The following is a 23,825-nucleotide window of genomic DNA, read 5'->3' as shown; positions in this document are numbered from 1 at the left end:
TCAAACGGCGTACGTCATCCGCCGTTCCGGGCGCCCCAGGCGGAGAGTTCGGACCGTGCGGCGTTCAGCAGCGCGGCCGAGGGAGCGGTCGCCCCGTTGGTCACCAGCGCGTAGTGCGGGACCCCGGAGTCGGTGTCCGTGAGCAGCAGACGTCGGCTGCCCGTGCCGCCCGGTTCCGCGGCGACGCCGACCGGCGTGTCCGAGGCGTAGGGCGGGGGTGCGTACGCCGTGCCCAGGTCGGAGATCACCGTGGTGGACCCGGTCGGGAAGGACGCCGGCAGGTGGAGTTCCGTCGGCGCCGTGCCGCTGTCGGAGCGCCAGAGCAGCAGTCCGTACTGTCCCGATCCCACCAGCCGCGCCACGTTCGGCAGCGAGTTCGGCACCGGGTTCCAGGTCAGGGTGGTGTCGCCGTCCCGGGAGCGGTCCTCGTAGGTGAAGGCGACCGTCGTTCCGGAGGTGGCGCTCGGGTAGATCCGGTCGAGCAGCCGGGCGTCCTGCCGCAGCACCGGCCTGCCCGAGTCGTCGAGGCGTACGGCGGAGAGGTCCTCGTCGTTCCAGGCGTCGCCGGTGGCGAGGACCTTGTCCGGGTTGCCGTTCATCAGCTCGTGGTGACGTCCGTTGTAGAGGTCCCACTGCCATTGCGTGCCGGAGAGCACCGGGCCGGAGGAGGTCGGCCTCGACCACCAACCGGCGCCCGGGACACGGGAGTCGAGGGCCTGGTACATGGCCTTCAGGACGGTCGGCGCCTTGTCGGAGACCGAGCCCGACAACGGGTGGCCGAACTCACTGACGACGGCGGGTGTGCCGGTGGCCGAGGCGCGGTCGCGGATCGTGCCGAAGTCACCGGCGTACTGGCCGTCGGCGGCCTTGCCCCACATGAAGATGCCGGAGATGGCCTTCTGGTCGTAGAAGTGGGTGTTGAAGACGTAGCGCGGCCCGAGTGTGCCCGCGTCGAGCAGCCCGCCCTCCTGCTTCTGGAAGTCGAGGTTGGCGTTCCAGAAGAGGTTCGGTTCGGCGAAGAGCGGCTTGTCCTGCCAGCCGGCCGCGTCCATGCGGGCCCGGAACTTCTCGTAGAACGGCCAGAGCACATCCCGCTCCCAGGTGCGGCTGGTCTGGCCGGAGGTGTAGCTGCCTGCGTGGGGTTCGTTGTAGGGGTCGAAGCCGACGACGCCCGCGAACTGCGCGGCCGACACGTTCTGCCTGATGTAGGCCATTGCCTTCTGCGCGGTGGTGAGGAAGGCGTCCTGGAGGCCGTACTCGTTGTGCCAGAAGTCGTACGACGCCTGCTTCACGGCCTCGTTCTGGGTGATGTTCTGGCCCCAGAAGAAACAGATCCCGCAGGACTCGTCCGGGTAGTCCCCGGCGTCCACGGCCCACTTGGGGGCACCGTCGCCGGTGTACCAGCTGTCGGGGTCGAACAGGTACCGGGAGTAGAGGTCCTGGTGGAAGTCGGGGTAGACGCGGATGCCGGCGTCGAGGAACGCGCGGATCTGGGCGGTGGCGGCGGCCAGATACGTCGTGTCGACCTGTCCGCGCACCGGCTCCGCGTGGGCCCAGGACAGCAGGAAGCGGATGGAGTTGCCGCCGCCGAGGGCGCGCAGCGCGGTCGCGGACTTCTTCGCGTCGGTGACCGAGGCGAAGGGCAGGCCGCCGTTCTCCGCCAGCTTGGTCTCGCCGGAGACGTTGTAGCCGCGCAGCACGACCTCGCGGCCGTGGCCGTCGACGAAGCGGCCGTTCCGCACGGTCAGCGGCGTTTCGTCGAACCACAGGGAGTCGGGGAGGGATGCGGCGGTGGCGGGAGAGGGGCCCGCCACCGTGAGGGATCCGAAGAGGACGACCAGAACAACCAGCAGACGCGCTCGTATGTTCGGCATGTCCACTACAGTCCGGTGATATCAGGACACCGTCAATACTCCTGACCCGTGAGTAAGTTATGGCTCCGATGGCTCAACTCCCCACCCTGCGCGTCAGGTTCAACAGGTACTCCTTCCGGTTCAGCGGATTCAGGTCGGTGCGGCGGCGCTCCGGGAGCGTGCCTCGCGGAGCGGGTGCGTAGTGGTCGAAGGCGCTCTCCAGCTCGCCCTCGCCTCGTGTCAGCCCCGGCAACTGCTGCTCCAGTTCATGGACATGGGCCGCGGGCACCGAGCCCTCCAGCCGGCAGGAGACGCCGTGGGTCTCCGTGGTCTGCGGCGTGGTGCGCAGCCTGGCCAGCACCGGCAGCAACGCGGCCAGGGTGTCGCTCGGGGCCTCCAGACGGAAGTGGTGCAGGGGTTCGTGCACCTGCGTGCCCGCCCGGCGCAGCGCCTCGATCAGGACCAGCGGGGTCACGCCCCGGAAGTCGTAGCCGGTGCTCGACATGCTCTTGTCGAAGCCCTGGTGGGCGTGGCTCTGCCGGGGCGAGTAGCCGGAGTGGGTCATGGTGACCGTGCAGTCGGGGATCTGCCAGCCGTGCAGCCCCTGGCCGAGGGTCTCGCGGACGGTGTCCTCGACGGCCTTGAAGAAGGCGTACGGCATGGAACCCAGCTCCACTTCCAGCCGGAAGGCCACGCCGGATCCGGCCGGCGCCGGGTCGACGCGCAGGCCGACCGTCGCCAGGAAGGGATTGCCGTCCTTCTTGTTGAACTCGACCGCCGCGCCGGAGCCGACGGGCCGTTCGATGCACAGCGGCGTCGTCTCGCGGAAGGTGACGTCGAGGCCGAAGTCGTCGGCGAGGGTGGCCTGGATGACCTCCTTCTGCACCTCGCCGTACAGGGACACGAAGGTCTCCCGGCGCACCTCGTCGTGGCGCAGGTCGATCAGCGGGTCCTGCTCGGCCAGCCGCGTCAGGGCGCGGTGCAGGGCCCGCCGGTCCACGCCCTCGGCCGGGGCGACGATCGTCTCCAGGGTGGGCGGGGCGAAGAAGTGCCCGTGTGCCTTGCGGGGTTCGCCGATCGTGTCACCGATCCGGATGTCGGCCAGGCCCCACAGCTTGGCGATCCGACCCGCCGTCACCTGGTCGTCCCTGACGTCCGTGCCCTGGTCGAAGACGCTGATGGCGGTGACGCGGGCTTCGGTGCGGGCCGACTCGGCGTGGCCGTACGCGAGGCCGCCGCTGTCACCGGGCTCGGTGGGCATGTCTGCCTCGCCGGAACCGTCGGAGTCGCCGAAGCTGATCCGGTCCCGGGTGCGCAGTGTCCCCGAGAACATCCGCGCGTAGGCGACCTTCTCCCCCGCCGGGCCGCGCTCCACCTTGAACACGGTTCCGGAGACGGGCGCGTCGGGGTCGCCGCCGGCGGCGGGCAGCAGTTCTCTGATGCCGTCGGTCAGCGCGTCCACGCCCGCGCCCGTGATGGCGGAGCCGAAATACACCGGATGGACCAGCGCTTGACGGGTCCGGGCGGCGAGGGCGGTGCGCAGCCGGTCGTCGGAGACCTCGCCCTCGACGTACGCGGTCAGCAGGTCGTCGTCGAGGTCGGCGAGCACGTCGAGCGCGGCCGTGCCGAGGCCGGGCAGGAACCGCGCCTCGGGCGTGCCGAGTGAGGTGGTCGTGCCCATGGGGACGGCGGTCGCGGTGAGCCGTTCGGAGACGGCCCGCAGGACGGCGTCGCACCGGGCGCCTCGACGGTCGATCTTGTTGACGAACACGAGCGTGGGGATGCGCAGCCGTTGCAGCGTGCGCATCAGGATCCGGGTCTGCGGCTGGACACCCTCGACGGCCGAGACGACCAGCACGGCACCGTCGAGGACCCCGAGCACCCGCTCCACCTCGGCGATGAAGTCCGGGTGGCCGGGGGTGTCGATGAGGTTGACGGTCATGCCGTCCAGCGCGAACGACACGACCGCGGACTTGATGGTGATCCCGCGCTGCCGCTCCAGCGCCAGGGAGTCGGTCTGTGTGCTCCCGGCGTCGACGCTGCCGATCTCGTCGATCACGCCGGCCGAGTGCAGCAGACGCTCGGTCAGGCTGGTCTTACCTGCGTCGACATGGGCGAGAATTCCAAGGTTGAGCAAGTGCACGAAGCGTCATGTCCTTTGACGAGGGGGTGATTCCTTCCTGGGGGGACATGCACGCAGTGCGCATCTTTGCTCCTGGTCTTCCGACGACGGGTCCGTGCAGTGCAGCAGACCCGGCGTGGCGACGGCAACGTATTAAACGCGGGACCGCCGCACGGCGGAACGCGTCCGTCTCCCCCGTGACCTGCGTTTCCTGGCGTGGGCGACGGGCACCCGGAGGCATACCTGCGAATCGCGGCCACCTCATCGGCCCGCGGCGAAGGGACACTCCATGAACCACCGAACGCGATCCGACGCGCACACCCACCACACCGGTGCGGACCTGCTGGGCGTCTACCTCAACGACCATCTGGCGGGCGCCACGGGCGGTGCCGAGCGGGCCCGCCACATGACACGCTCCTACCGGGGCACGGACCTCGCTGCCGCGATGGAGCCGATCTCCACGGAGATCACCGAGGACCGGGCCATCCTGATCGACATCATGGAGCGGCTCGACATCCCGGTGCGGCACTACAAGGTCTACGCGGGCCGGGTGGCCGAGCGCGCGGGACGGTTGAAGAGCAACGGCCGACTCGTACGGCGTTCCCCGCTGAGCCCGCTGGTGGAGCTGGAAACGCTGCAGGTGGGCGTCGAGGGCAAGGCGGCCGCCTGGCAGACGCTGCGTGACCTCGCCGACGACGAGGAACGCCTCGACCCGGACCTCCTCGACCGTCTGCTCGAACGGGCCCGACGGCAGCAGGGCACGCTGGAGGAGCTGCGCCGGCGTCAGATCGGGCCGGCGCTCAGCACCGCGTGAGCGACGCGCGGCACTACTCGCACTGGAGCACCAGCAGGGCGATGTCGTCGATCCGCTGGGCGGTGGTGGCGGCGCTGCTCAGCAGCGTGTCGATGAGCTGGTCCAGGTCGCGGTCGTCGGCGTCGGCGAGGTGCTGTGCGAGCCGGTTGATCGCGTCTTCGAGGTCGATGCCCGGTGCCTCGACGAGGCCGTCGGTGTAGAAGGCGAGCAGCATGCCCTCGGTCAGCGGGATCTCGGCCAGGGGGAAGACGGCGTCGGGCTCGATGCCCAGGAGGGGGCCGGGTGGCACGTCCACGGGCCGGGTCTCGCCGTCGGGGAGGCGCAGCAGGGGTGGTGGGTGCCCGGCACTGGCGAGTGAGACGCGTCCGCGGGCGAGGTCGAGGTGGACGTAGAGGCAGCTGGTGAACAGGTCGGGGGCGAGGTCGGTGAGGAGCCGGTTGGTCCGGTGAAGGACCTGGTCGGGGGGTGTGCCGAGGGTCGCGTGGGCGTGCACGGCGGTGCGTACCTGACCCATCAGGGCGGCGGCCGCGGCGTTGTGGCCCTGGACGTCGCCGATGACGGCGGCGGCCGCGCTGTCGCCGAGCCGGATCAGGTCGTAGAAGTCCCCGCCGATCTCCATGCCCCGGGTGGCGGGCAGGTAGCGGGCGGCTACCCGCAGGCCGTCGAGCGTGGGCAGGCCGCGCGGGAGCAGCGCCTCCTGAAGGCCGTGCGCGAGCTCGTGCTTGACGTCGTACAGGCGGGCGCGGTCGAAGGCCTGGGCGATGAGCCCGGCGAGCGACGTCATGACGGCACGCTCCTCGGCCGGGAACGCGTGCGGGCTGTCGTACGACAAAATGCAGACGCCGACGGGGCGGCTGGAGATGATCAACGGCAGGAAGGCCCAGGCCTTCTTTCCGCTGACCATGGGTGCCTCGGGGTAGGTGCGCCGCATCTCCTCGGGGTCGGCGAAGAAGGCGGGGATGCCGCTGGCGAGGGCCTGTCCGGCCGGGGTGAAGGTGGTGTCGAGGGGGAGGCCGTCCAGGCGCCTGATGGTCTCGACGGGGTAGCCGCGATGGCCGGTGATCCGCAGCCGGCCGGCCTCGGCGGTGGACAGGACCAGGCTCTGGGCGCCGAACGCGGGCATGATCTGGTCGGCGATCAGATCGACGACATCCTGGACGCCGACGACCTCGGTCAGGCCGGCGGCCAGGTGCGTGAGCTGGTACAGCCGGCCGGCGCGGGTCGGTGTGGCGGTGCGCGTGGACCGGCGGGGCGCCGGTGAGGGCGGCGCGGGGGCGCCGGTGGGGACGATCCGGGCGCTGATGCCGCTGGCGTCCGGGTACAGGTGAATGTCCAGCCAGTGGTTGGGCGGGCGGCACACGGTGAACGAGACGGGCTCCCGGCTGATCACCGCGGCACGGTAGCGGTCCTCGTAGGTGGGGTCGTCGAGCCAGCGCACGGACTGCCACGGCAGGGTGCCCAGCAGCTCACCTGCCTCACGGCCGAGCAGTTCGCAGGCGCCGGAGCTCACGTAGGTGACGCGCCCCTCCAGGTCCAGGGCACAGCTGCCGCCGGGCAGCCGCTCGACGTAGTCGGCCACGGCCGGCTCGGGGCTCACCGCCTCTCCGCGGGTTCCTGCAGAGACGCCGCGAGGCTGTTCACGGTGGGCGACGACACTGCCTCGCTGGGCGCCCTCCTCCAGCAGCCGCGCCAGCCGCCGGCAACTGGAGTTGATGTTGCCGCGTTCCCGTTGCGTCATGAACGGCGGGCGGGTGGCCGGCCACATCAGCAGCAGGGCTCCCCACGTCCGGGCGCCGCTCACCGGCGCCGCCACCAGCGCCAACGGATACGGCAGCGCGATCGCGGTTCGCGGGTAGGAGCGGACCATCTCCTCCTGGCTGCCGACCCACACCAGACGGTCCTCGCGGACGGCGTCGGCCACGGGTGCCGGGGAGGCCAGGGGAACCCTCGTCCACGGTGCGGCGAAGTCGACCGGCACCCCGCTCAGCATGTCCAGGTACAGCACGGGCCCGTCGGGCGCGAGCAGGTACAGGGCGCCGATGGACGCTCCGGTGCGGCGCATCGTCTCGGCGAACTCGGCGTCCAGTGCGTCGGCGCCGAGGGCCGGATCTCCCGTGGCGGTCATGCCTTCCGCTCCCCTCGGGACGCGGCACGGCGGTATCACGTCTGCCCGAGTTCATACATATGGGGACGTTACGCCGAGGGGGTGTGCTCGGCATGTGCGCGGCGGGCGGGTGACGGTGTCAGGCGCGGTCGCCCTTCGGCCTGCCGCGCTGATCGGGGGTGCCGTGCGGCGGCGGGCTGAAGGGCTGCGCCGCGGTCGCGGGCGACGCCGGGGAACCCGTCCGACGGGCGCCGCTCTCGGGGCGCAGGGCACCCGGATCGCCGGACGTCGGCTCGGCCCCGGCCTCCAGCTGCTCCAGACGCGCGGCCAGCAGCGAGGTCACCGGGAGCCGGTGGCCGTGCGAGCGCTCGTAGGCCAGCAGTTCCTCCACCTCTCCGGAGGACAGCGACCGTACCCGGCTCTTCAGCCCGCCGATCGGCAGGTGGTCGTAGTCGGGCAGCGGCAGGGTGTTACGGGCGGGATCGGCCATGACACTCACTTCCCTCGGTGCGCACCTGCGGGGGGACCGGTTGGACGGCCATTTCACGGGTGGCCGTCGGCGTCAGCCCGGCCGCCACTGCCGAACGACCCGCTCCTGCCCTCGTCCCAGCGGCGCCGCCCCTTCAAGGAACTGCGCCGTGAGGGCATGTTGCCGTGGCCGGGGAGTTCGTGCGGGGTCAGCCGCCGGTCGCTCCTGGGCACCACGTCGGGCTCCCGGCGTTCCCGGACCTCCCGGACCGGCCCGTCGTCGGGCAGCCGGGGCTGCTCCTCGGGGCGCGGCGGAGCGGATTCCCGGCGCCTGACCCGGTAGCCCATCAGGAAGCCGCCGAGAAGCAGACCCACGACGACCAGACCGGCGACGACCAGGCCCATGCCCAGCGCGCCCTCCGCGGCGATGTCCGTCCTTGCGATGTCCATGGGCGCGCGAGTACCCCTGGCATCACACGTGAACCGGAACATCCCTGCACGGCGATCTCCCCGGAATCGGCGCTGCCCGGCGCGTATGAACTTCGCCGCCGCAAGGTCGATACTGCTGGAAGCAGCGCGCTCGGCCCGTGTGTGCCGCCACGGCGGCCTGATCGGCCGTCACGAAGACCACTGGTCCGGAGCCCCGTCCGTCGAGCTCGACGAGGAGTACCCGCGAGTATGCGTGAGATTCTCCCGGTGATCGGTGGCTGGTACGCGGCCCGGGCGCCGTTCGGACTCGCCACCGTGGTCGCCACGAGCCGTAGCGCACCGCGCCACCCGGGTGCCGCGATGGCGGTGGGTCCGGGCGACGAGGTCGTGGGCAGTGTGTCGGGCGGGTGTGTGGAAGGCGCCGTGTTCGAGCTGGCGCGGGAGGTGGTGGCCGGCGGCGAGGCGCGGCTGGAGACCTTCGGGTACAGCGACGAGGACGCGTTCGCGGTCGGGCTCACCTGCGGCGGCGAGATCACCCTGCTCGTGCGCTCCGTGACGCCGCAGAGCGACCCGTCGTTCGGTGAGGTCGCGCAGTCGGTGGCGGCGGGCCGTCCGGTGACCGTGGCGACGGTGACGGACGGGCCGGCGCCGCGGGGTGCGACGCTCGCCGTGTGGCCCGACCGGGTGGCGGGCACGCTGGGCGCGCCCGGCCTGGACGTGGCGGTGAGCGCCGACGCGCGCGGCGAGCTCGCCCTGGGCGCCACGGGCCTGAGGCACTACGGCCCGCACGGTGAGCGGCGCGAGGACGCGGTCACCGTCTTCCTGCACTCGTTCGCGCCGCCGCCGCGCATGCTGGTCTTCGGCGCGATCGACTACGCGGCCGCCGTGGCCCGTATCGGTGACTTCCTGGGCTACCGGGTCACGGTGTGCGACGCGCGCGCCGTCTTCGCCACGCCGCAGCGTTTCCCGCGGGGCGTGGAGGTGGTCGTGGACTGGCCGCACCGCTACCTGAGCGGTACCGACACCGACGACCGCACGGTGATCTGCGTGCTCACCCACGACCCCAAGTTCGATGTGCCGCTGCTCCAGGAGGCGCTGCGGCGTCCGGCTGCGTACATCGGCGCGATGGGCAGCCGCCGTACCCACGACGACCGGATGAAGCGGCTGACCGAAGCCGGGCTCGGTGAAGGGGAGTTGACGCGGCTGCGCTCACCGGTCGGGCTCGATCTCGGGGCCCGCACGCCCGAGGAGGTCGCCGTGTCCGTCGCGGCCGAGATCGTCGCGCTGCGCTGGGGAGGCAGCGGCACCCCGCTGACGGCGACCGCGGGAGCCATCCATCCCCGAGGGCCGAAATCGGATGTGTAAGGCGGGCGCGAAGGGGTAGTCACGGCACAACGGAGGCATCTCGTGCCCCCGAAACACAGCCTCTGAGCGGGAAGGAGGTCCATGACAGCGCACTTGCAGCGCCCGGGCCGCTTCCCTGCACAAGGAGCGGCCCGGATCTTGTGCGGGCGCATCCCCCGTTGACGTCGCCAGTCAGCGCGGCGGCAGTCGGTGCAGCTCCACCTCCGTGAGCCCGCTGTCGGACACAGTGGCGGTCATGTAGGTGCAGTGGGGCTGCCGGCGACGGTCCGTCGGGGAGCCGGGATTCAGCAGGCGCAGGCCCGTGGCGGCGGTGGTGTCCCAGGGGATGTGGCTGTGGCCGAAGACCAGGACGTCGAGTTCGGGGAAGCGGGCCGCGCAGCGCGCCTCGCGGCCCTGGGCGGGCCCCGTCTCGTGGACGACGCCGAACCGCAGGCCGCCCAGCTCGACGTACGCCACCTCGGGGAGTCTCGCTCGCAGGTCGGGCCCGTCGTTGTTGCCGTAGACCCCGATGAGCCGGTCGCTGTGGCTCTCCAGCAGGTCGAGCGTGGCCGTGTCCACCCAGTCCCCGGCGTGGAACACCACGTCGGCGCCCGGCAGTTCGGCGAGCAGCCGCTCGGGCAGGGCCTTGGCGCGCTTGGGCAGATGGGTGTCGGACATCAGGAGCAGACGCACGGCGCCAGGCTACCGGCGTAAAGGATCACCGAGCTGCCGTTCCGCCGCGCGTTCGGCATCCCCGATCCGCCGATTCGCCGTGCCGCGCCGTGTCGTTGAGCGGTGGACAAAAGCCGTGACAGGGATAGCATCTGGCCACGAGGGCCGTAATCTGACGCAAACGCCCAGCGACCCCTAGGGGGCTCGGAGACCGATGCCGATCAAGGTCAGCGTGGTCGTGCCCGTGTACAACCCCGGGGTCTATGTCGAGGACTGCATCGACTCCCTGCTCCGCCAGTCGCTGCCCCCGGACGAGTACGAAGTGATCTTCGTCGACGACGGCTCCACCGACGAGACGCCCGCCCGGCTCGACGCGCTCGCCGCCGCGGAGTCCCGGGTCACCGTCGTTCACCAGGAGAACTCCGGCTGGTCGGGCAAGCCCCGCAACGTCGGCATCGGCACCGCCCGGGGCGAGTACGTGATGTTCGTCGACAACGACGACCACCTCGGCGACGAGGCGCTGGAGCGGATGTACGACTACGGCGTGGCCCACGGCGCCGATGTCGTGGTCGGCAAGATGGCCGGCAAGGGCCGCGGCGTTCCGGTGGAGCTGTTCCGCCGCAATCACCCCCGGGCCACCGTCGAGAACGCGCCGCTGATCGACAGCCTCACCCCGCACAAGATGTTCCGCCGCGCCTTCCTCGACGACATCGGGCTGCGCTTCCCCGAGGGCCGGCGGCGCCTGGAGGACCACGTCTTCGTCACGGAGGCGTATCTGCGCGCCGCCAATGTCTCGGTGCTCGGCGACTACGTCTGCTACTACCACGTCCGGCGCGACGACGCCTCGAACGCCGGCTTCCAGCGCTTCGACCCGGGCGGCTACTTCAAGAACCTCCGTGAAGCCCTGGACGTCGTCGAGCGGTACACCGAGCCGGGCCCGCTGCGGGACCGGCTCTTCCGGCGCTGGCTGCGGGTGGAGATGGTCGAGCGGATGCGCGCGCGGCGGCTGCTCGCCCTGCCGGCGGACTACCGCCGGGAGCTGTTCGAGGAGATGCACCAGGTCGTCGTGGAGCGCTTCGGGCCCGGGGTCGCGGCCGGGCTCCAGCCGACGCAGCAGGTCGTCGCCGCGCTGATCACCGCGGGCCGGTACGACGACGTCGAGGCGTTCGCCGAGTGGGAGGCCGGTATCGCGCTCACGGCCGTCCCCGAGCGGGTGGCCTGGGAGGACGGCACGCTCCGGGTCGGTTTCAGCGCCGAGTACACGTCCGCCGCCGAGCCGATGACCTTCCCCGCCGGCACCGCTCCCGCGCCGCTGGACGGCCCTCCCGAGGACCTGGCCGCCGCGGTCGCCTGGGTGAGCGCCGACAGCGCCGCCCGGTTCGGCCGGGCGACCGCGGATCTCCTGATGCGGGAGCGGGCCAGTGCCGCCCAGTACTTCCAGTCGGTCGAGTTCACCCGCGAGGAGGTGCCGGCCGGGGACGACGGCCGGGTCCGCCTGGTGCTGCACGCGACGGCCACCGTCGATCCGGCCGTTCTCACCCGTGCCGGTGTGTGGGACGCCCTGGTCCGTGTCCGCCTCGGCGGCTGGACCAAGGAGTGCCGTCTCGGCCCGGCACCACGCAGGGCCCGCCCCACGCCGTCCGCCGCCCTGGCCGGCGGTCATGTGGTCCTGCCGTACTGGACTTCGCCGCACGCGCATCTCGCCCTGGACGTCGACCGGGCGACCGGCCGCCTGGGCCTGGGCTCCCTCTCCCCCGACGACGTCACGGTCTCGGGCGACCGCCTGCGGATGCCGCTCCCGCTCCACGTCCCCGGCGACGGCGCCGAGGCCTCCCTCCGCCTCACCTCCTCCCGCGCCACGCTCGACGTGCCCGCCACGCTCTCCCCCCGGGTCTCGGGCGCGCTGCTGGAGGCCGAACTTTCCCTCGGTGACCTGCGCGGCGCGACCTGGCGGGTGGCACTGGGCACGCCCGGACCGCGTTTCCTCGCCCTGCCGTTCGTGCTGCGCGCCGGCGCAGGCGGGGTTCGCGCCGCCCGCGTTCCCGTACCCAGCGCGCTACGACGACTTGTCCGCAGGGCCCGACGCGGGCTCGGTACGGCACTGGGCCGCACGGCGACCCGGCTGCGGGCCCGGACGGGGAGGAGGTGACGGCATGCGCTCGCTCGGCATCGAGGGCGCGTGGGCGCTGGAGCCCAAGGTCTTCCCGGACGCCCGGGGCAGCTTCCACGAGTGGTACCGGGGCGCGGAGTTCCGCGAGAGCACCGGCTACGACCTGTCCCTGGCCCAGGCCAACTGCTCGGTCTCCCGCCGGGGCGTCCTGCGCGGTGTGCACTTCTCCGACGTGCCGCCGGGTCAGGCCAAGTACGTGACCTGTCTGCGCGGCGCCGTCCTGGACGTGGTGGTCGACATCCGCGTCGGCTCACCCACCTTCGGCCGCTGGGAGGCCGTGCGCCTCGACGACGCGAGCCACCACGCCCTGTTCCTCGCGGAGGGGCTCGGCCACGCGTTCATGGCCCTCACCGACGAGGCGACGGTGGTCTACCTGTGCTCGACCGGCTACGCCCCCGAGCGCGAGCACGGCGTACACCCACTGGACCCGGAACTGGCCATCGCCTGGCCCGAACACATCCCCCCGGTCCTCTCCCCGAAGGACGCCCAGGCCCCGTCACTGGCGCAGGCACGCGAGGCAGGCCTCCTCCCGTCGTACGAGACCTGCGCCGCTCACTACGAAGCACTGAGAAACGGCCCAGCCTGACGCCGGGCACCGGCAACCCCCAAGGGGCGCGGGGAACTGCGCGACAAGCCACGACGCACCCGCAGCCACACGACGGCAGCATCCGGCACGCCCCACACCCCGCTCAACCGCCGGAGGCAACCCGCTCAACGGCCGTACGCAACGGCTCCCACCCCCGAGAGCGCCCCACCCCCAGCCGCCGGGCCCGCGCCAACGGCCGCCAGAAACTCGCCCCGAGCAGCGCCTCGGGCGCCACCGCCCCGCCCCGGTCCAGGATCGTCTCGGGCACCTTCTGCGGATCCGGAACGTCGTACTCGGCGACGATCTCGTCGTACCGGTCACGCAGCACCGTGTTGCGGCGATCGGCGCCGAAGACGACGAGCTGCCCGGTGGGCTGGGTGTCGACGAGCACCGTCACCAGATCGGGGCGATGACGCCCGAGGATCTCGGCGAGCTTGTAGACGTCACCGGTCCACGCGCCGGTGTGCCGGTCGCGGGCCGCCTCGTCGATGTTGCGCGGCAGCATGTCGTCGAAGACGATCACACTCGTCCAGTCCGAGTGCCGCTCGATGTTCATGAAGTCCCGCAGCGCGTACTCGAACAGGTGCATCCCGTCGATGAACGACAGGTCGAGGACGGGACGCCGCCAGTACGCGAACGGACCGCGGCCCCGGCGCAGGTTCCGCAGCGGATGGCGACCGCCCTTGAGGTGGATGAGCGGTTGGGCGCGGGCGAAGAAGTCGTCACTGGTGGCCTTGACGAGATGGACGTCGCAGCGGATCTCCGTGACGACCTTGAAGGCGGGGTCGACGGCGATGGTGGGGACGCGTGAGAGCCTGAGGCTGCGGCCGTCGTTGACGCCGATCTCCAGGTAGTTGCGGTTGCCGCTGACCTTGTGCAGTTCCTTCAGGAACTCATGGCGTTTCACGAAGGGTCTCCTTGCGGATGCGGGGCAGTGCTTCGTGCAGGGCGGTGCGCCAGTCGCGCGCCGGTGCGAGGCCGAGCCGCTCCCGGCGGCCGTGCGCGAGGACGCTGTACGCGGGGCGGGGCGCGGGCCGGGGGAAGGCCGCGCTGGTGACGGGGCGCACCCGGTCCGGGTCGGCATCGAGAAGCCGGAACACCTCGCGGGCCAGGTCGTACCAGGTGGCCTCACCCGAGTTGGTGGCGTGCAGGACACCGGTCGTGTCGCCGCCGACGCGCGGGCCGAGGTCGGCGAGGAAGGCGGCGACCTCGGCGCTCCACGTGGGCTGCCCGCGCTGGTCGTCGACGACGTCGACAGTGTCCAGGCGGGCCTCGAGCTCGGTCATCGTGCGGACGAAACTGCGGCCGTGGACGCCGTACAGCCAGGCCGTGCGGACCACCGCGCTCGCGTCCGGGAGTTCGTCCGCCACGCCCCGCTCACCGGCCAGTTTGGTGCGGCCGTAGGCGGTGCGGGGGGCCGGGGGCTCGTCCTCCGGGTAGGGGGTGCGGGCGTCCCCGGCGAAAACGTAGTCGGTGGAGAGGTGGATGAGGCGGGTCCCGTGGGCGGCACAGGCCCTGGCGATCAGGCGTGGGCCGTCGCCGTTGACGCGCAGGGCGCGTGCCTCGTCCTGTTCGGCGTCGTCGACGGACGTGTAGGCGGCGCAGTTGACGAGGAGGTCGGGGTGGTGGGCGGCGAGGGCGCCCTCGATGGATTCGGGGGCGGTGATGTCGAGGGCTGCGTGGTCGAGGCCGGTCACCTGCTCCCCGCGGGCGCGGAGTTCACCGACCAGGTCGTGACCGAGCATGCCGCCCGCGCCGGTGACCAGCCACTTCATCCGTGCTCCTCACCGACGCGCCGTTTGAGGGGCTCCCACCAGGCGCGGTGGTCGCGGTACCAGGCGACGGTGGCGGCGAGGCCGGCGGCGAAGTCGTGGCGGGGCCGGTAGCCGAGTTCGGTACGGGCCTTGGTCCAGTCGACGGAGTAGCGCAGGTCGTGGCCCTTGCGGTCCTCGACGTGCCGCACCCGGTCCCAGTCGGCGCCGCAGGCGTGCAGGAGCAGGGCGGTGAGGTCCTTGTTGCTCAGCTCGGTGCCGCCGCCGATGTTGTAGATCTCGCCGGGCCGGCCCTGGGTGCGGACGAGTTCGACGCCGTGGCAGTGGTCGTCGACGTGCAGCCAGTCGCGGACGTTGAGGCCCTCGCCGTAGAGGGGGACCCGCTCGCCGTCGAGAAGGTTGGTGATGAACAGCGGGACGACCTTCTCGGGGAACTGGTGCGGGCCGTAGTTGTTCGAGCAACGGGTGACGCGCACGTCCAGGCCGTGGGTGCGGTGGTAGGACAGGGCGAGCAGGTCGGAGGAGGCCTTGGAGGCGGAGTACGGCGAGCTGGGCCGCAGGATGTCCTCCTCGGTGGAGGAGCCCGCCTCGACGGAGCCGTAGACCTCGTCGGTCGATATGTGCACGAAGGGTTCGACGCGGTAGCGCAGGGCCGCGTCCAGCAGGGTCTGGGTGCCCACGACGTTGGTGAGGACGAAGTCGCCGGCGCCCTCGATCGAACGGTCGACATGGGACTCGGCGGCGAAGTGCACCACCTGGTCGGCCTCGGCCATCAGCTTGTCGACCAGCCCGGCGTCGCGGATGTCACCGCGCACGAACTCCAGCCGTGGGTGGTCGAGTTCGAGGTTGTCCAGGGTGCCGGCGTAGGTGAGCTTGTCCAGCACGGTGATGCTCGGCGCGTCGTCGCGGGCCAGCAGGGTGCGGACGTAGGTCGAGCCGATGAAGCCGGCGGCGCCGGTGACTAGAAGGTTCATGTGTGGATCTGCACCTTGCTGTGGTCGCCGAGGACGAGGTGGTGGGCGCTGGGGACGCTGGGCGCGGGCGTGACCTCGGTGTGCCGGCCGATGAGCGAGGACTCGATACGGCCCACCCCGTGGATGGTGGAGTCCCGCAGGACGATGGAGAACTCCAACTCGCTGTCGATGACACGGCAGTTCTCGGCGACGGAGGTGAAGGGGCCGACGTAGGAGTCCTCGACGACCGTGCCGGCGCCGACGACGGCGGGGCCGACGATGCGCGAGTTGACGATGCGGGCCCCCTCCTCGACGACGACGCGCCCGACGGTCTCCGACGCCTCGTCGACCTCGCCGTCGATGCGGCGGCTGAGGCTCTCCAGGACGGTCCGGTTCACCTCCAGCATGTCGGCGACGTTCCCGGTGTCCTTCCAGTAGCCCTGGATGACCGTGCAGCGCACGTCGGCGCGGGAGTCGATCAGCTGCTGGATGGCGTGCGTGATCTCCAGTTCGCCGCGCCAGGACGGGGTGATGGAGCGGACCGCGTCGTGGATGACCGGGGTGAACAGATAGACGCCGACCAGCGCGAGGTCGCTCTTGGGGTGTTCCGGTTTCTCCTCCAGGCCGACGACCTGGCCCGCGGCGTCGAGTTCGGCGACGCCGAAGGAGCGCGGGTCCTGCACATGGGTCAGCAGGATCTGGGCGTCGGGGCGGTTGCCGCGGAACTCCTCCACGAGGTCGGCGATGCCGCCGACGATGAAGTTGTCGCCGAGGTACATGACGAAGTCGTCGTCGCCCAGGTAGTCCCGGGCGATGAGCACGGCGTGCGCCAGTCCCAGTGGGCGTTCCTGGGGAATGTAGGTGATTTCCAGGCCGAATTTGGATCCGTCGCCCACCGCGTCCTGGATCTCCGCGGCGGTGTCACCGACGATCACACCGACGTCGGTGATGCCGGCCGCGGCGATGGATTCCAGTCCGTAGAAGAGCACGGGTTTGTTTGCCACCGGCACGAGCTGTTTGGCCGAAGTGTGCGTGATCGGCCTCAGGCGCGTACCGGCACCGCCGGACAGCACAAGAGCCTTCATCTGCTTCACCTTAGCCCCGATTCAGCCATTTTGACGGGGTCGGTTGGCTGGTACGACATCGCGGAGCTGTCCGGAGTTCACCGGAATCCGGGCTTCAGTCGCCGGCCGGGATCTCGCTCCACACCTGTTTTCCGCCACTGACCGGCACCGTGCCCCATGCCGCCGACATGGCCTCGACCAGCAGGATTCCGCGTCCACCTGTGGCCTCCCAGCTGATGCTGGTGGGCTTGACGGGGGTGCGGGGCGAGGCGTCGGCGACCGCGACGCGCACGCGGTGGTTGACGAGCGTCAGATCGAGGCGGACTCGGCCGTCGGTGTGCACCAGGGCGTTGGTGACGAGCTCGGAGACGACGAGCAGGACGGTGTCCGTCGACCGCTGCGGCACGCCCCAGGTCCGCAGCGTGCGGCGGGTGAATCGGCGGGCGTGCCCGACGGCCTCCGGGACGCGCCAGACGGTCCAGCTCTCGCGCAGGGGCCGTACGGCCATGCCGTCGTAGCGCAGCAGGAGCAAGGCGATGTCGTCGTTGCGGCGGGCGCCGACCAGCAGGGCGTCGGCGACAAGACCGAGGTGGGCCGGGTCGGAGCGGGCGAGCGTACGGGCGAACCGGTCCATGCCGGTGTCGATGTCGTCCTCGGCGGACTCGACGAGGCCGTCGGTGGTCAGGGCGACGATGGTGCCCGGGGCCAGCCGGAGCGGGCTCATCGGGAAGTCGGCCTGCCGCATCACACCGAGCGGCGGGCCGCCCTCCGCCTCGGCGATCTCCGTCCCGCCGTCCGGCCGGCGCAGGACCGGCGGGAGGTGTCCGGCGCGCACGCACCAGCCGGAGCCCTCCTCCAGGTCGATGTCGACGTAGCAGCAGGTGGCGAAGAGGTCGGTCTCCATGTCCATCAGGAGCCGGTTGGCGTGGTGGACGACGACGTCCGGGGGGTGCCCTTCGGCGGCGTAGGCGCGCAGCGCGGTGCGCATCTGGCCCATGAGGGTGGCGGCGGCCGCGCTGTGGCCCTGGACGTCGCCGATGACGAGGGCGACGTGGTTGTCGGACAGCGGGATCACGTCGTACCAGTCGCCGCCGACCTCCAGTCCGGCCGTGGTGGGCAGATAGCGGGCGACGGCCTCCCCGCCGGGCAGCCGGGGCAGGCGGCGCGGCAGCAGCTGGCGCTGGAGCATGCCGACGAGCTCGTGCTCGGCATCGAAGGCGTGGGCGCGCATCAGGGCCTGCCCTGCGAGACCCGCGGAGGCGGTGAGCAGGGCTCGCTCGTCGGGGCCGAACTCGTGCGGGTTGTCCCAGCCGATCAGGCAGGCGCCGGCCATCCGGCCGCCGGCGGGCAGCGGCAGGACGGCAAGGCCGCCGGGGCCGACGTCGGCGAGGGCGGGTTCCAGCGGGGTGCCGGCCGGCCAGATCCGGGCGCGGCCCTCGCGCAGGGCCGCGGCGAGGGTGGGCATGGCGCGCACGGGCGCGTCCGGCCATTCGGTACGCCACTCCAGGCGCCACAGCTCCGGCCAGGACTCGGGTTCGGGCGGGTCGAGGACGGTCACGACGAGACGGTCGTGCTCCAGCTCGGCCAGCGCGATGCGGTCGGCGCGCAGCGGCTTGCGCAGGGCGGTGACGACCGCGTGGCTGACGTCCCGGACGGTGCCGGCGGTGGCGAGGGCGGCGGCGAGGCGCTGGACGCGGGCCACGTCGGTGACCTCGGGGCGCAGGGTGGAGGCGTCGGCGACGGTGCCGACGAGACGGGCCGGCCGTCCCTCGCCGCCGGGCAGCAGGCGGCCGCGCAGCCTGAGCCACTTGGGCGGTCCGGCGGGCTGCAGGACCCGGAACTCCAGCTCGCGGTCGCCGATGGACATGTGGTCGGCCTCGACGACCGACATCAGTGACGGCAGGTCCTCGGGGACGGTCAGGCCCAGCAGGGTCTCGACCCTGCCGTCGAACTGCTGCGCTCCGATGCCGAACAGGCCGAGGAGGCCGTCGCCGACCTCGACGCGCCCGGTGTCCATGGCGAGGCTGAACGCGTTGACCGGCAGCTCGCCGCCTTCGGCGGCAGCGGCCGGGGCGGGGTAGGAGATGGCCTCGGCGATCAGCTCCAGACACACGCGGTCCTCGGCGTCGAAGCCGCCGGGCCGCTCGCTCACGGCCAGCAGGCAGCCGCCGTCGCCCTCGGCGGGCAGGACGGCAAGGGAGAAGCCGCCGGACGGGGTCCGCCGGGACTCCGCGCGGCCCGCGAGCTGCTCCGGGCCGAGCCACACGGCACGGCCGGTGCGCCGGGCCTCGGCGAGCGGGGAGCGCCCGGTCGGGGTGTAGCCGTCACGCAGGCCGTACAGGGTGCGGGGCACGCCGGCGGACTCGACGAGGCACAGCAGCTCGCCGTCCTCACTCGGTGTGTACACCGCGGCCAGGGTCGCTCCGGCGAAAACGAGGGCCTGCTCCAGGACCCGCCGCAGCCGCTCGGGCGAGTCCGGATCGACGGAAAGCGCCTTCAGGGCCCCCTCGGCGCGCAGACTTCTCGTCCTGCGTCCCGCGGCGCCCTCACTGACCACGTCCGCCATTACAGCGCTTATGAGCCACCTGCGCAGCCCCTGTGAGCGTTCCGTGCAGCCGAAACGCTCGCGGCGCTCGAAAGGGGCCGAACATGTCTTTACGCATGCGTTCCGCACGGTGATCTCGTGACAGGCGTGACTGTCCGTTGCCGCCGGCCCGCTGGAAGGCTCGGTGCCGGGCCTGCGGAGGGGGGCGTATGGACAAGCGCTACGAGGTGTACGCGCTGGCTGACAGGCACTTCTACGAGACGCCGGACCGGCTGTCCGCCGAGGGCCAGGGGGCCGCGCCGCTCTACGAGACGGCGCGGCGCACGGCTCCCGAGGGCTGGAAGGCCGCGCGGATCGGCGACTGGCTGACCCTGGCGCCGCTCGACCCGGACGGAACTCCGCTGCCGGACCGCGCCCAGGGCTGGAAGATCCATGTCTCGGCGACCCTCGCGAACGCCGAGCGGATCGCACGGATCGTGTGGGACTACTGCGTGCCGCGGGGCATCGCCTTCAAGTTCGTGCCGGGCCCGCATCTGCTGCATCTGCGCAACGCCAAGTACGCGGGCCGGGACTCCAGCGGCAAGTTCGTCACCGTCTATCCGGCCGACGACGAGCAGCTCCACACGGTGCTGCGGGAGCTGGGCCGGCTGCTGGAGGGCTTCGAGGGGCCGTACGTCCTGACGGACCTGCGCTGGGGCGACGGTCCGCTGTACGTCCGGTACGGCGCCTTCGCGCGGCTGTTCGTCGTCGACGAGCACGGTTCGCTGGTGCCGGCGGTGCGGGACGGCGAGGGGAAGCTGGTCCCGGACCGGCGGACGCCGTCGTTCCAGGTGCCCGAGTGGGTGACGCTGCCGTCGTTCCTCGCCCCGCATCTGGCGGCCCGCAACACCACGACGGTCGGCGAACTGCCGTACCGCATCGAGAAGGCACTGCACTTCTCCAACGGCGGCGGCGTGTACGTGGGCACCGACGCGCGCGACGGACGCAAGGTGGTGCTGAAGGAGGGCCGGCCGCACGCGGGGCTCGCCGCGGACGGGGCGGACGCCGTGGCCCGGCTGGAGCGGGAGAAGGACGCACTGGAGCAGCTGGCGGGCACCGGGGCGGTGCCCGAGGTACGGGACTGGTTCCTGCTCGGCGACCACCGCTTCCTGGTCATGGACTTCGTGCCGGGCCGCACCCTGAACTCGTTCTTCGCGGAACGCCATCCGCTGATCGGCCCGGATCCCGACCCGCGTGCCGTGGCCGACTACACGGCCTGGGCGCTGCGGGTGCACCGGGCGGTCGAGCGGGCCGTGGAGGCGGTGCACGCGCGGGGGATCGTCTTCAACGACCTGCACGTCTTCAACATCATGGTCGCCCCGGACGAGGAGTCGGTGTCCCTGCTCGACTTCGAGGCCGCGGCGCCGGTCGGCGAGAACGGCCGTCAGATCGTCGCCCACCCAGGGTTCCTGGCTCCGCCGGACCGCAGGGGCGCGGATGTCGACCGCTACGCGCTGGCCTGTCTGCGGCTGGCGATGTTCCTGCCCGTCACCTCGCTGTTCGTCGTGGACCGCGACAAAGCGGCGCACCTGTCGGAGGTGATCGCGGGTCAGTTCCCGGACGTGCCGCGGCGGTTCCTGGACGAGGCGGTCGCCGAGATCACCCGGGACGTACGGCACGGCCCGGGACGGGCCGGGGCCGCGCCGCCCGTCGCGGCGTCGTACGTGGAGCCCGGCGACTGGCCCTACAGCCGTGACTCGATGGTCAAGGCGCTGCTGGCCTCCGCCACCCCGGAGCGCGAGGACCGCCTCTTCCCCGGCGACATCGGCCAGTTCTCCGACGGCGGCGGACTGGGCCTGGCCCATGGCGCGGCCGGTGTGCTGTACGCGCTGGGCGCGAGCGGCGCCGAACGCTACGAGGAGGGCGAGCGCTGGCTGCTGGACCGCACGGACCCGCCCCCGGTCGGCACGCCGCTGGGACTCTACGACGGCCTCGCGGGCGTGGCCCATGTCCTCGGCCTGCTGGGCCACCGGCAGCGGGCCCTGGACCTGGTCGACACCGTCCTGCGCGAGCGGTGGCAGCGGCTCTCCTCCGACCTGCGCGGCGGGCTTGCCGGACTCGGCCTGGTCCTCGACGACCTCGCGCACACCACGGGTGAGCCGGAGCTGCGCGAACGGGCCGCGGAGGCCGCCGACATCCTGGTACGGCGCCTCACCGCACCGGTCCCGGACGGGCCACGCCCGCGCGCCGGACTGCTGCGGGGAGCGAGCGGGCCCGCGCTGTTCCTGCTGCGGCGGTACGAGCGCACCGGCGAGCGCGAGTTGCTCGACGCGGCCGGCGAGGCACTGCGCCGGGACCTGGCGTGCTGCGTCGAGCACAAGGGCGGCTCGCTGGAGGTCGACGAGGGCCGGCGGACCATGCCCTATCTGGGCGACGGCAGTGCGGGCGTGGGCATGGTCCTCGACGACTATCTCGCCCACGCCGACGACGACACGGGCGTGCTTCAGCGGGCCCGCGCCGGCATCCTCACGGCCGCCACTTCCCGTTTCTACGCCCAGCCCGGCCTGTTCCAGGGACGTGCCGGGATGATCCTGCACCTCAGCCGTACGACCACGCCGGGCGCGAGCGCCGACCGGCTCGCGGCGCAGATCGCCGGGCTCGGCTGGTACGCGATGTCCTACCAGGGTCAACTGGCCTTCCCCGGACACCAGATGATGCGGCTCTCCATGGACCTGGGCACCGGAACCGCCGGCTGTCTGCTGGCGCTCCGTGCGGCCCTCGGCACCGACGAGGCGGGTGCGGCACCGGCTCACCTGCCCTTCCTCCCGCCGCCGACGCGGCACCCCGAACGCGGCTCCGCGATCTGACGGAGTCGTGACACAACCCCGTCCCCATGACAAGGAGAGGACACGACATGGCACTTCTCGACCTGCAGACGATGGAGACCGAGGAGCACACCGGCGGCGGCAGCGTGGTCAGCCTGCTGCTCTGCGCCAGCCAGGCGAGCATCAGCCTCTGTCTCTGACACCTCGTGCAGTGACGGTTCCGGGCGGTTCCCCTCCTGCGCGGAGGGGCCGTCCGGGCCCTTGTTCCGGACCGAGGAGCGAGGCAGGAGCAGCATGACGACCTCTGCCGATGACCCTTCCCGGACACTGGCCCGCGCGGCCACCCGGCACAGCGGCGCCCGTACCGTGACGCTGTGCCTGGTGAGCACCGCCGCGACCGGCGCCGGGCTGCTGCTGCCCGCCGCGCTCGGCCACACCCTCGACCTCCTGCTGGCGGGCGGCCCGGCGACGGGCTGGGTGCTGCGCTGCGCCGCACTCGTGCTCGCGCTGGCCCTGCTCGACGCGTTCCAGAGCGTCCTCGTCGGCACCGTGGACGCCCGCACCACGGCCTGGCTGCGCCACCGGCTCACCGGACACGTCCTGGCCCTGGGCCCACGGGCCACCGGCCGGTTCGGAGCGGGCGACCTCGTGGCCCGGCTCGTCGGCAACGCCGCGCAGGCCGGCACCGCACCGGCCGCCCGTGCCGTCCTGCTCGCCGCGCTCGCCGGACCGGTCGGGGGCATCGCCGCCCTCGCCCTGATCGACCCGTGGCTCGCCGCCGCGTTCCTCGCCGGGGCCCCGGTACTCGCCCTGCTGCTGCGGGCGTTCGCCCGGGACACGTCCCGGTGCGTGGCCGACTACCAGCGGGAACAGGGCCGGATCGCGACCGCGCTCGCCGAGGCGGTCGACGGTCATCGCACCATCGCCGCGGCCGGCACCGCGGACCGGGAGACGGCACGGATCCTGCGGCCGCTGTCCGCACTGTCCCGCGCGGGGCACCGTATGTGGCAGGTGCAGGGCCGGGCCGCCGGCCAGGCCGTCACCGTCGCCCCGCTGCTGCAACTCGGCGTGATCGCCGTCGCCGGTGCGCTGCTGGCCCGGCACCGGCTGTCCGTCGGCGAGGTGCTGGCCGCCTCCCGTTACGCCGTCCTCGCGACCGGCGTCGGCATGCTCGTCGCCCAGCTCGCGGGCGTGGCACGGGCCCGGGCGGCGGCCGGGCGCCTCGGGGAGGTCGTCGCCGAGCCCGCCCCCGCGCACGGCACGCGCCGGCTGCCTCCCGGGCCCGGCCGGCTGGAGCTGCGCGGAGTGACCGCCCGGCGCGGCGGACACACCGTGCTGGACGGCGTCGACCTGGTCGTGCCCGGCGGGAGCACCCTCGCCGTGGTGGGCCGCTCCGGCACCGGCAAGTCGGTGCTCGCCGCCCTCGCCGGACGACTCGCCGACCCGGACGAGGGCGAAGTCCTCCTCGACGGAGTGCCACTGCCCGAACTGGCCCACGACGACCTGCGCCGCGCCGTCGCCTACGCCTTCGAACGCCCGGTCCTGCTGGGCGGCACCGTGGAGGACGCGATCGGCCTCGCCCTCACCGCCCCCTCCCCCGACCGGGTACGGCAGGCCGCCCGCACCGCCCACGCCGACGACTTCGTCAGCCGTCTGCCGCAGGGGTACGCCACCGCCCTGGCCGACGCCCCGCGCTCCGGCGGCGAGTCCCAACGCCTCGGCCTCGCCCGGGCGTTCGCCCACGGCGGCCGGCTGCTGATCCTCGACGACGCGCTGTCCAGCCTGGACTCGGTGACGGAGGCCCGTATCACCCGGGCCCTGGCCGGCGGCGACTCGTCCGTCACCCGCCTCCTGATCGCCCACCGGGCGGCCACGGCGGCCCGGGCCGACGCGGTGGCGTGGCTGGACGGCGGGCGGGTGCGAGCCGTGGGCCACCACGAGGAACTGTGGGCCATCCCGGCATACCGGGAGACCCTCACGGGAACAGCGGCGGACTCAGCCACCCCGACCGGGAGGACCCACCCGTGACCGACCGTCTCTCCTCACGGGGGCTGCACTTCCTGCAGGACCGGTGGCGAGTCGACCCACACCTCCCCTCACGAGGAGTGCGGCTCCCGCGGGACGG

18 protein-coding genes are annotated in these 23,825 nt (G+C 72.4%); 7 read left to right on the top strand and 11 right to left on the bottom strand.

Annotation, left to right across the window (positions count from 1 at the left end; translation table 11 throughout):
- Window positions 1-14: 14 nt before the first annotated feature.
- The gene (locus ACFPQ9_RS21505; protein WP_380855390.1) at window positions 15-1,874 is read right to left on the bottom strand and encodes a cellulase family glycosylhydrolase; all 1,860 of its coding nucleotides are present in this window, start codon (window positions 1,872-1,874) and stop codon (window positions 15-17) included.
- Between the two features lie 73 nt (window positions 1,875-1,947).
- On the bottom strand, window positions 1,948-3,996 hold the full coding sequence (locus ACFPQ9_RS21500) for a GTP-binding protein (protein ID WP_380855388.1): 2,049 nt from the start codon (window positions 3,994-3,996) through the stop codon (window positions 1,948-1,950).
- A 268-nt stretch (window positions 3,997-4,264) separates the two neighbouring features.
- On the opposite strand from ACFPQ9_RS21500, the gene ACFPQ9_RS21495 reads away from it, so the two are divergent.
- Window positions 4,265-4,789: a hypothetical protein gene (locus tag ACFPQ9_RS21495; RefSeq protein ID WP_380855386.1), complete on the top strand. Its 525-nt coding sequence runs from the start codon at window positions 4,265-4,267 to the stop codon at window positions 4,787-4,789.
- Window positions 4,790-4,802: 13 nt separating this feature from the next.
- Here ACFPQ9_RS21495 and ACFPQ9_RS21490 read toward each other — a convergent pair whose 3' ends face one another.
- The 3 genes from ACFPQ9_RS21490 to ACFPQ9_RS21480 form a co-directional block, all read right to left on the bottom strand.
- The gene (locus ACFPQ9_RS21490) at window positions 4,803-6,914 is read right to left on the bottom strand and encodes a SpoIIE family protein phosphatase (protein ID WP_380855384.1); all 2,112 of its coding nucleotides are present in this window, start codon (window positions 6,912-6,914) and stop codon (window positions 4,803-4,805) included.
- 118 nt (window positions 6,915-7,032) lie between these two features.
- Entirely contained in the window at window positions 7,033-7,383 is a 351-nt protein-coding gene (locus tag ACFPQ9_RS21485) for a DUF8129 domain-containing protein (RefSeq protein WP_380855382.1), read from the bottom strand.
- Window positions 7,384-7,436: 53 nt separating this feature from the next.
- Complete coding sequence (locus ACFPQ9_RS21480) at window positions 7,437-7,811, bottom strand: DUF6479 family protein (protein WP_380855379.1); 375 nt, start codon at window positions 7,809-7,811, stop codon at window positions 7,437-7,439.
- Window positions 7,812-8,039: 228 nt separating this feature from the next.
- Here ACFPQ9_RS21480 and ACFPQ9_RS21475 point away from each other — a divergent pair, with 228 nt between their 5' ends.
- Complete coding sequence (locus ACFPQ9_RS21475; RefSeq protein WP_380855376.1) at window positions 8,040-9,155, top strand: XdhC family protein; 1,116 nt, start codon at window positions 8,040-8,042, stop codon at window positions 9,153-9,155.
- Between the two features lie 171 nt (window positions 9,156-9,326).
- Here ACFPQ9_RS21475 and ACFPQ9_RS21470 read toward each other — a convergent pair whose 3' ends face one another.
- Entirely contained in the window at window positions 9,327-9,827 is a 501-nt protein-coding gene (locus tag ACFPQ9_RS21470; RefSeq protein ID WP_380855373.1) for a metallophosphoesterase family protein, read from the bottom strand.
- Between the two features lie 193 nt (window positions 9,828-10,020).
- Between ACFPQ9_RS21470 and ACFPQ9_RS21465 the strand changes: the two genes are divergently transcribed.
- Both ACFPQ9_RS21465 and rfbC read left to right on the top strand, forming a co-directional pair.
- Window positions 10,021-11,955, top strand: a complete 1,935-nt coding sequence (locus ACFPQ9_RS21465; protein WP_380855371.1) for a glycosyltransferase family 2 protein — start codon at window positions 10,021-10,023, stop codon at window positions 11,953-11,955.
- Between the two features lie 4 nt (window positions 11,956-11,959).
- Window positions 11,960-12,562: a dTDP-4-dehydrorhamnose 3,5-epimerase gene (gene rfbC / locus ACFPQ9_RS21460; protein ID WP_380855368.1), complete on the top strand. Its 603-nt coding sequence runs from the start codon at window positions 11,960-11,962 to the stop codon at window positions 12,560-12,562.
- A gap of 103 nt (window positions 12,563-12,665) precedes the next feature.
- On the opposite strand, the gene ACFPQ9_RS21455 is transcribed toward rfbC, so the two are convergent.
- The 5 genes from ACFPQ9_RS21455 to ACFPQ9_RS21435 all read right to left on the bottom strand — a co-directional run bounded on the left by ACFPQ9_RS21455 (window position 12,666) and on the right by ACFPQ9_RS21435 (window position 18,917).
- Window positions 12,666-13,469 (bottom strand): O-methyltransferase, encoded by an 804-nt coding sequence (locus tag ACFPQ9_RS21455; RefSeq protein ID WP_380855365.1) that lies wholly within the window; start codon window positions 13,467-13,469, stop codon window positions 12,666-12,668.
- Window positions 13,456-14,337, bottom strand: coding sequence for a dTDP-4-dehydrorhamnose reductase (gene rfbD, locus ACFPQ9_RS21450; RefSeq protein WP_380855362.1), 882 nt, complete (start codon window positions 14,335-14,337; stop codon window positions 13,456-13,458). The genes ACFPQ9_RS21455 and rfbD overlap by 14 nt, the downstream gene beginning before the upstream one ends.
- Complete coding sequence (gene rfbB / locus ACFPQ9_RS21445) at window positions 14,334-15,308, bottom strand: dTDP-glucose 4,6-dehydratase (protein WP_380855359.1); 975 nt, start codon at window positions 15,306-15,308, stop codon at window positions 14,334-14,336. Before rfbB ends, rfbD begins: the two co-directional genes overlap by 4 nt.
- The gene (locus ACFPQ9_RS21440; protein ID WP_380855356.1) at window positions 15,305-16,372 is read right to left on the bottom strand and encodes a glucose-1-phosphate thymidylyltransferase; all 1,068 of its coding nucleotides are present in this window, start codon (window positions 16,370-16,372) and stop codon (window positions 15,305-15,307) included. Before ACFPQ9_RS21440 ends, rfbB begins: the two co-directional genes overlap by 4 nt.
- A gap of 94 nt (window positions 16,373-16,466) precedes the next feature.
- Window positions 16,467-18,917, bottom strand: coding sequence for a SpoIIE family protein phosphatase (locus ACFPQ9_RS21435; protein WP_380855353.1), 2,451 nt, complete (start codon window positions 18,915-18,917; stop codon window positions 16,467-16,469).
- A 188-nt stretch (window positions 18,918-19,105) separates the two neighbouring features.
- Here ACFPQ9_RS21435 and lanKC point away from each other — a divergent pair, with 188 nt between their 5' ends.
- The 3 genes from lanKC to ACFPQ9_RS21420 all read left to right on the top strand — a co-directional run bounded on the left by lanKC (window position 19,106) and on the right by ACFPQ9_RS21420 (window position 23,728).
- Entirely contained in the window at window positions 19,106-21,742 is a 2,637-nt protein-coding gene (gene lanKC, locus ACFPQ9_RS21430; RefSeq protein ID WP_380855350.1) for a class III lanthionine synthetase LanKC, read from the top strand.
- A 47-nt stretch (window positions 21,743-21,789) separates the two neighbouring features.
- Complete coding sequence (locus tag ACFPQ9_RS21425) at window positions 21,790-21,900, top strand: SapB/AmfS family lanthipeptide (RefSeq protein WP_380855347.1); 111 nt, start codon at window positions 21,790-21,792, stop codon at window positions 21,898-21,900.
- A 94-nt stretch (window positions 21,901-21,994) separates the two neighbouring features.
- A complete protein-coding gene (locus ACFPQ9_RS21420; RefSeq protein WP_380855344.1) occupies window positions 21,995-23,728 on the top strand; it encodes an ABC transporter ATP-binding protein in 1,734 nt (577 codons plus the stop codon).
- Window positions 23,729-23,825 lie beyond the last annotated feature (97 nt).

The organism is Streptomyces coerulescens (assembly GCF_042657965.1).
Lineage (GTDB): Bacteria > Actinomycetota > Actinomycetes > Streptomycetales > Streptomycetaceae > Streptomyces > Streptomyces coerulescens.
The sequence above is the reverse complement of the archived record's forward strand: the minus strand, read 5'-3'. Positions and strand labels throughout refer to the sequence as shown.

Bases quoted from the DNA above. Each gene is read 5' to 3' on its own strand.
- ACFPQ9_RS21505 (WP_380855390.1), bottom strand. From the start codon at position 1,874: ATGCCGAACATACGAGCGCGTCTGCTGGTTGTTCTGGTCGTCCTCTTC.
- ACFPQ9_RS21495 (WP_380855386.1), top strand. From the start codon at position 4,265: ATGAACCACCGAACGCGATCCGACGCGCACACCCACCACACCGGTGCG.
- ACFPQ9_RS21490 (WP_380855384.1), bottom strand. From the start codon at position 6,914: ATGACCGCCACGGGAGATCCGGCCCTCGGCGCCGACGCACTGGACGCC.
- ACFPQ9_RS21485 (WP_380855382.1), bottom strand. From the start codon at position 7,383: ATGGCCGATCCCGCCCGTAACACCCTGCCGCTGCCCGACTACGACCAC.
- ACFPQ9_RS21480 (WP_380855379.1), bottom strand. From the start codon at position 7,811: ATGGACATCGCAAGGACGGACATCGCCGCGGAGGGCGCGCTGGGCATG.
- ACFPQ9_RS21475 (WP_380855376.1), top strand. From the start codon at position 8,040: ATGCGTGAGATTCTCCCGGTGATCGGTGGCTGGTACGCGGCCCGGGCG.
- ACFPQ9_RS21465 (WP_380855371.1), top strand. From the start codon at position 10,021: ATGCCGATCAAGGTCAGCGTGGTCGTGCCCGTGTACAACCCCGGGGTC.
- rfbC (WP_380855368.1), top strand. From the start codon at position 11,960: ATGCGCTCGCTCGGCATCGAGGGCGCGTGGGCGCTGGAGCCCAAGGTC.
- rfbD (WP_380855362.1), bottom strand. From the start codon at position 14,337: ATGAAGTGGCTGGTCACCGGCGCGGGCGGCATGCTCGGTCACGACCTG.
- rfbB (WP_380855359.1), bottom strand. From the start codon at position 15,308: ATGAACCTTCTAGTCACCGGCGCCGCCGGCTTCATCGGCTCGACCTAC.
- ACFPQ9_RS21440 (WP_380855356.1), bottom strand. From the start codon at position 16,372: ATGAAGGCTCTTGTGCTGTCCGGCGGTGCCGGTACGCGCCTGAGGCCG.
- ACFPQ9_RS21435 (WP_380855353.1), bottom strand. From the start codon at position 18,917: ATGGCGGACGTGGTCAGTGAGGGCGCCGCGGGACGCAGGACGAGAAGT.
- lanKC (WP_380855350.1), top strand. From the start codon at position 19,106: ATGGACAAGCGCTACGAGGTGTACGCGCTGGCTGACAGGCACTTCTAC.
- ACFPQ9_RS21425 (WP_380855347.1), top strand. From the start codon at position 21,790: ATGGCACTTCTCGACCTGCAGACGATGGAGACCGAGGAGCACACCGGC.
- ACFPQ9_RS21420 (WP_380855344.1), top strand. From the start codon at position 21,995: ATGACGACCTCTGCCGATGACCCTTCCCGGACACTGGCCCGCGCGGCC.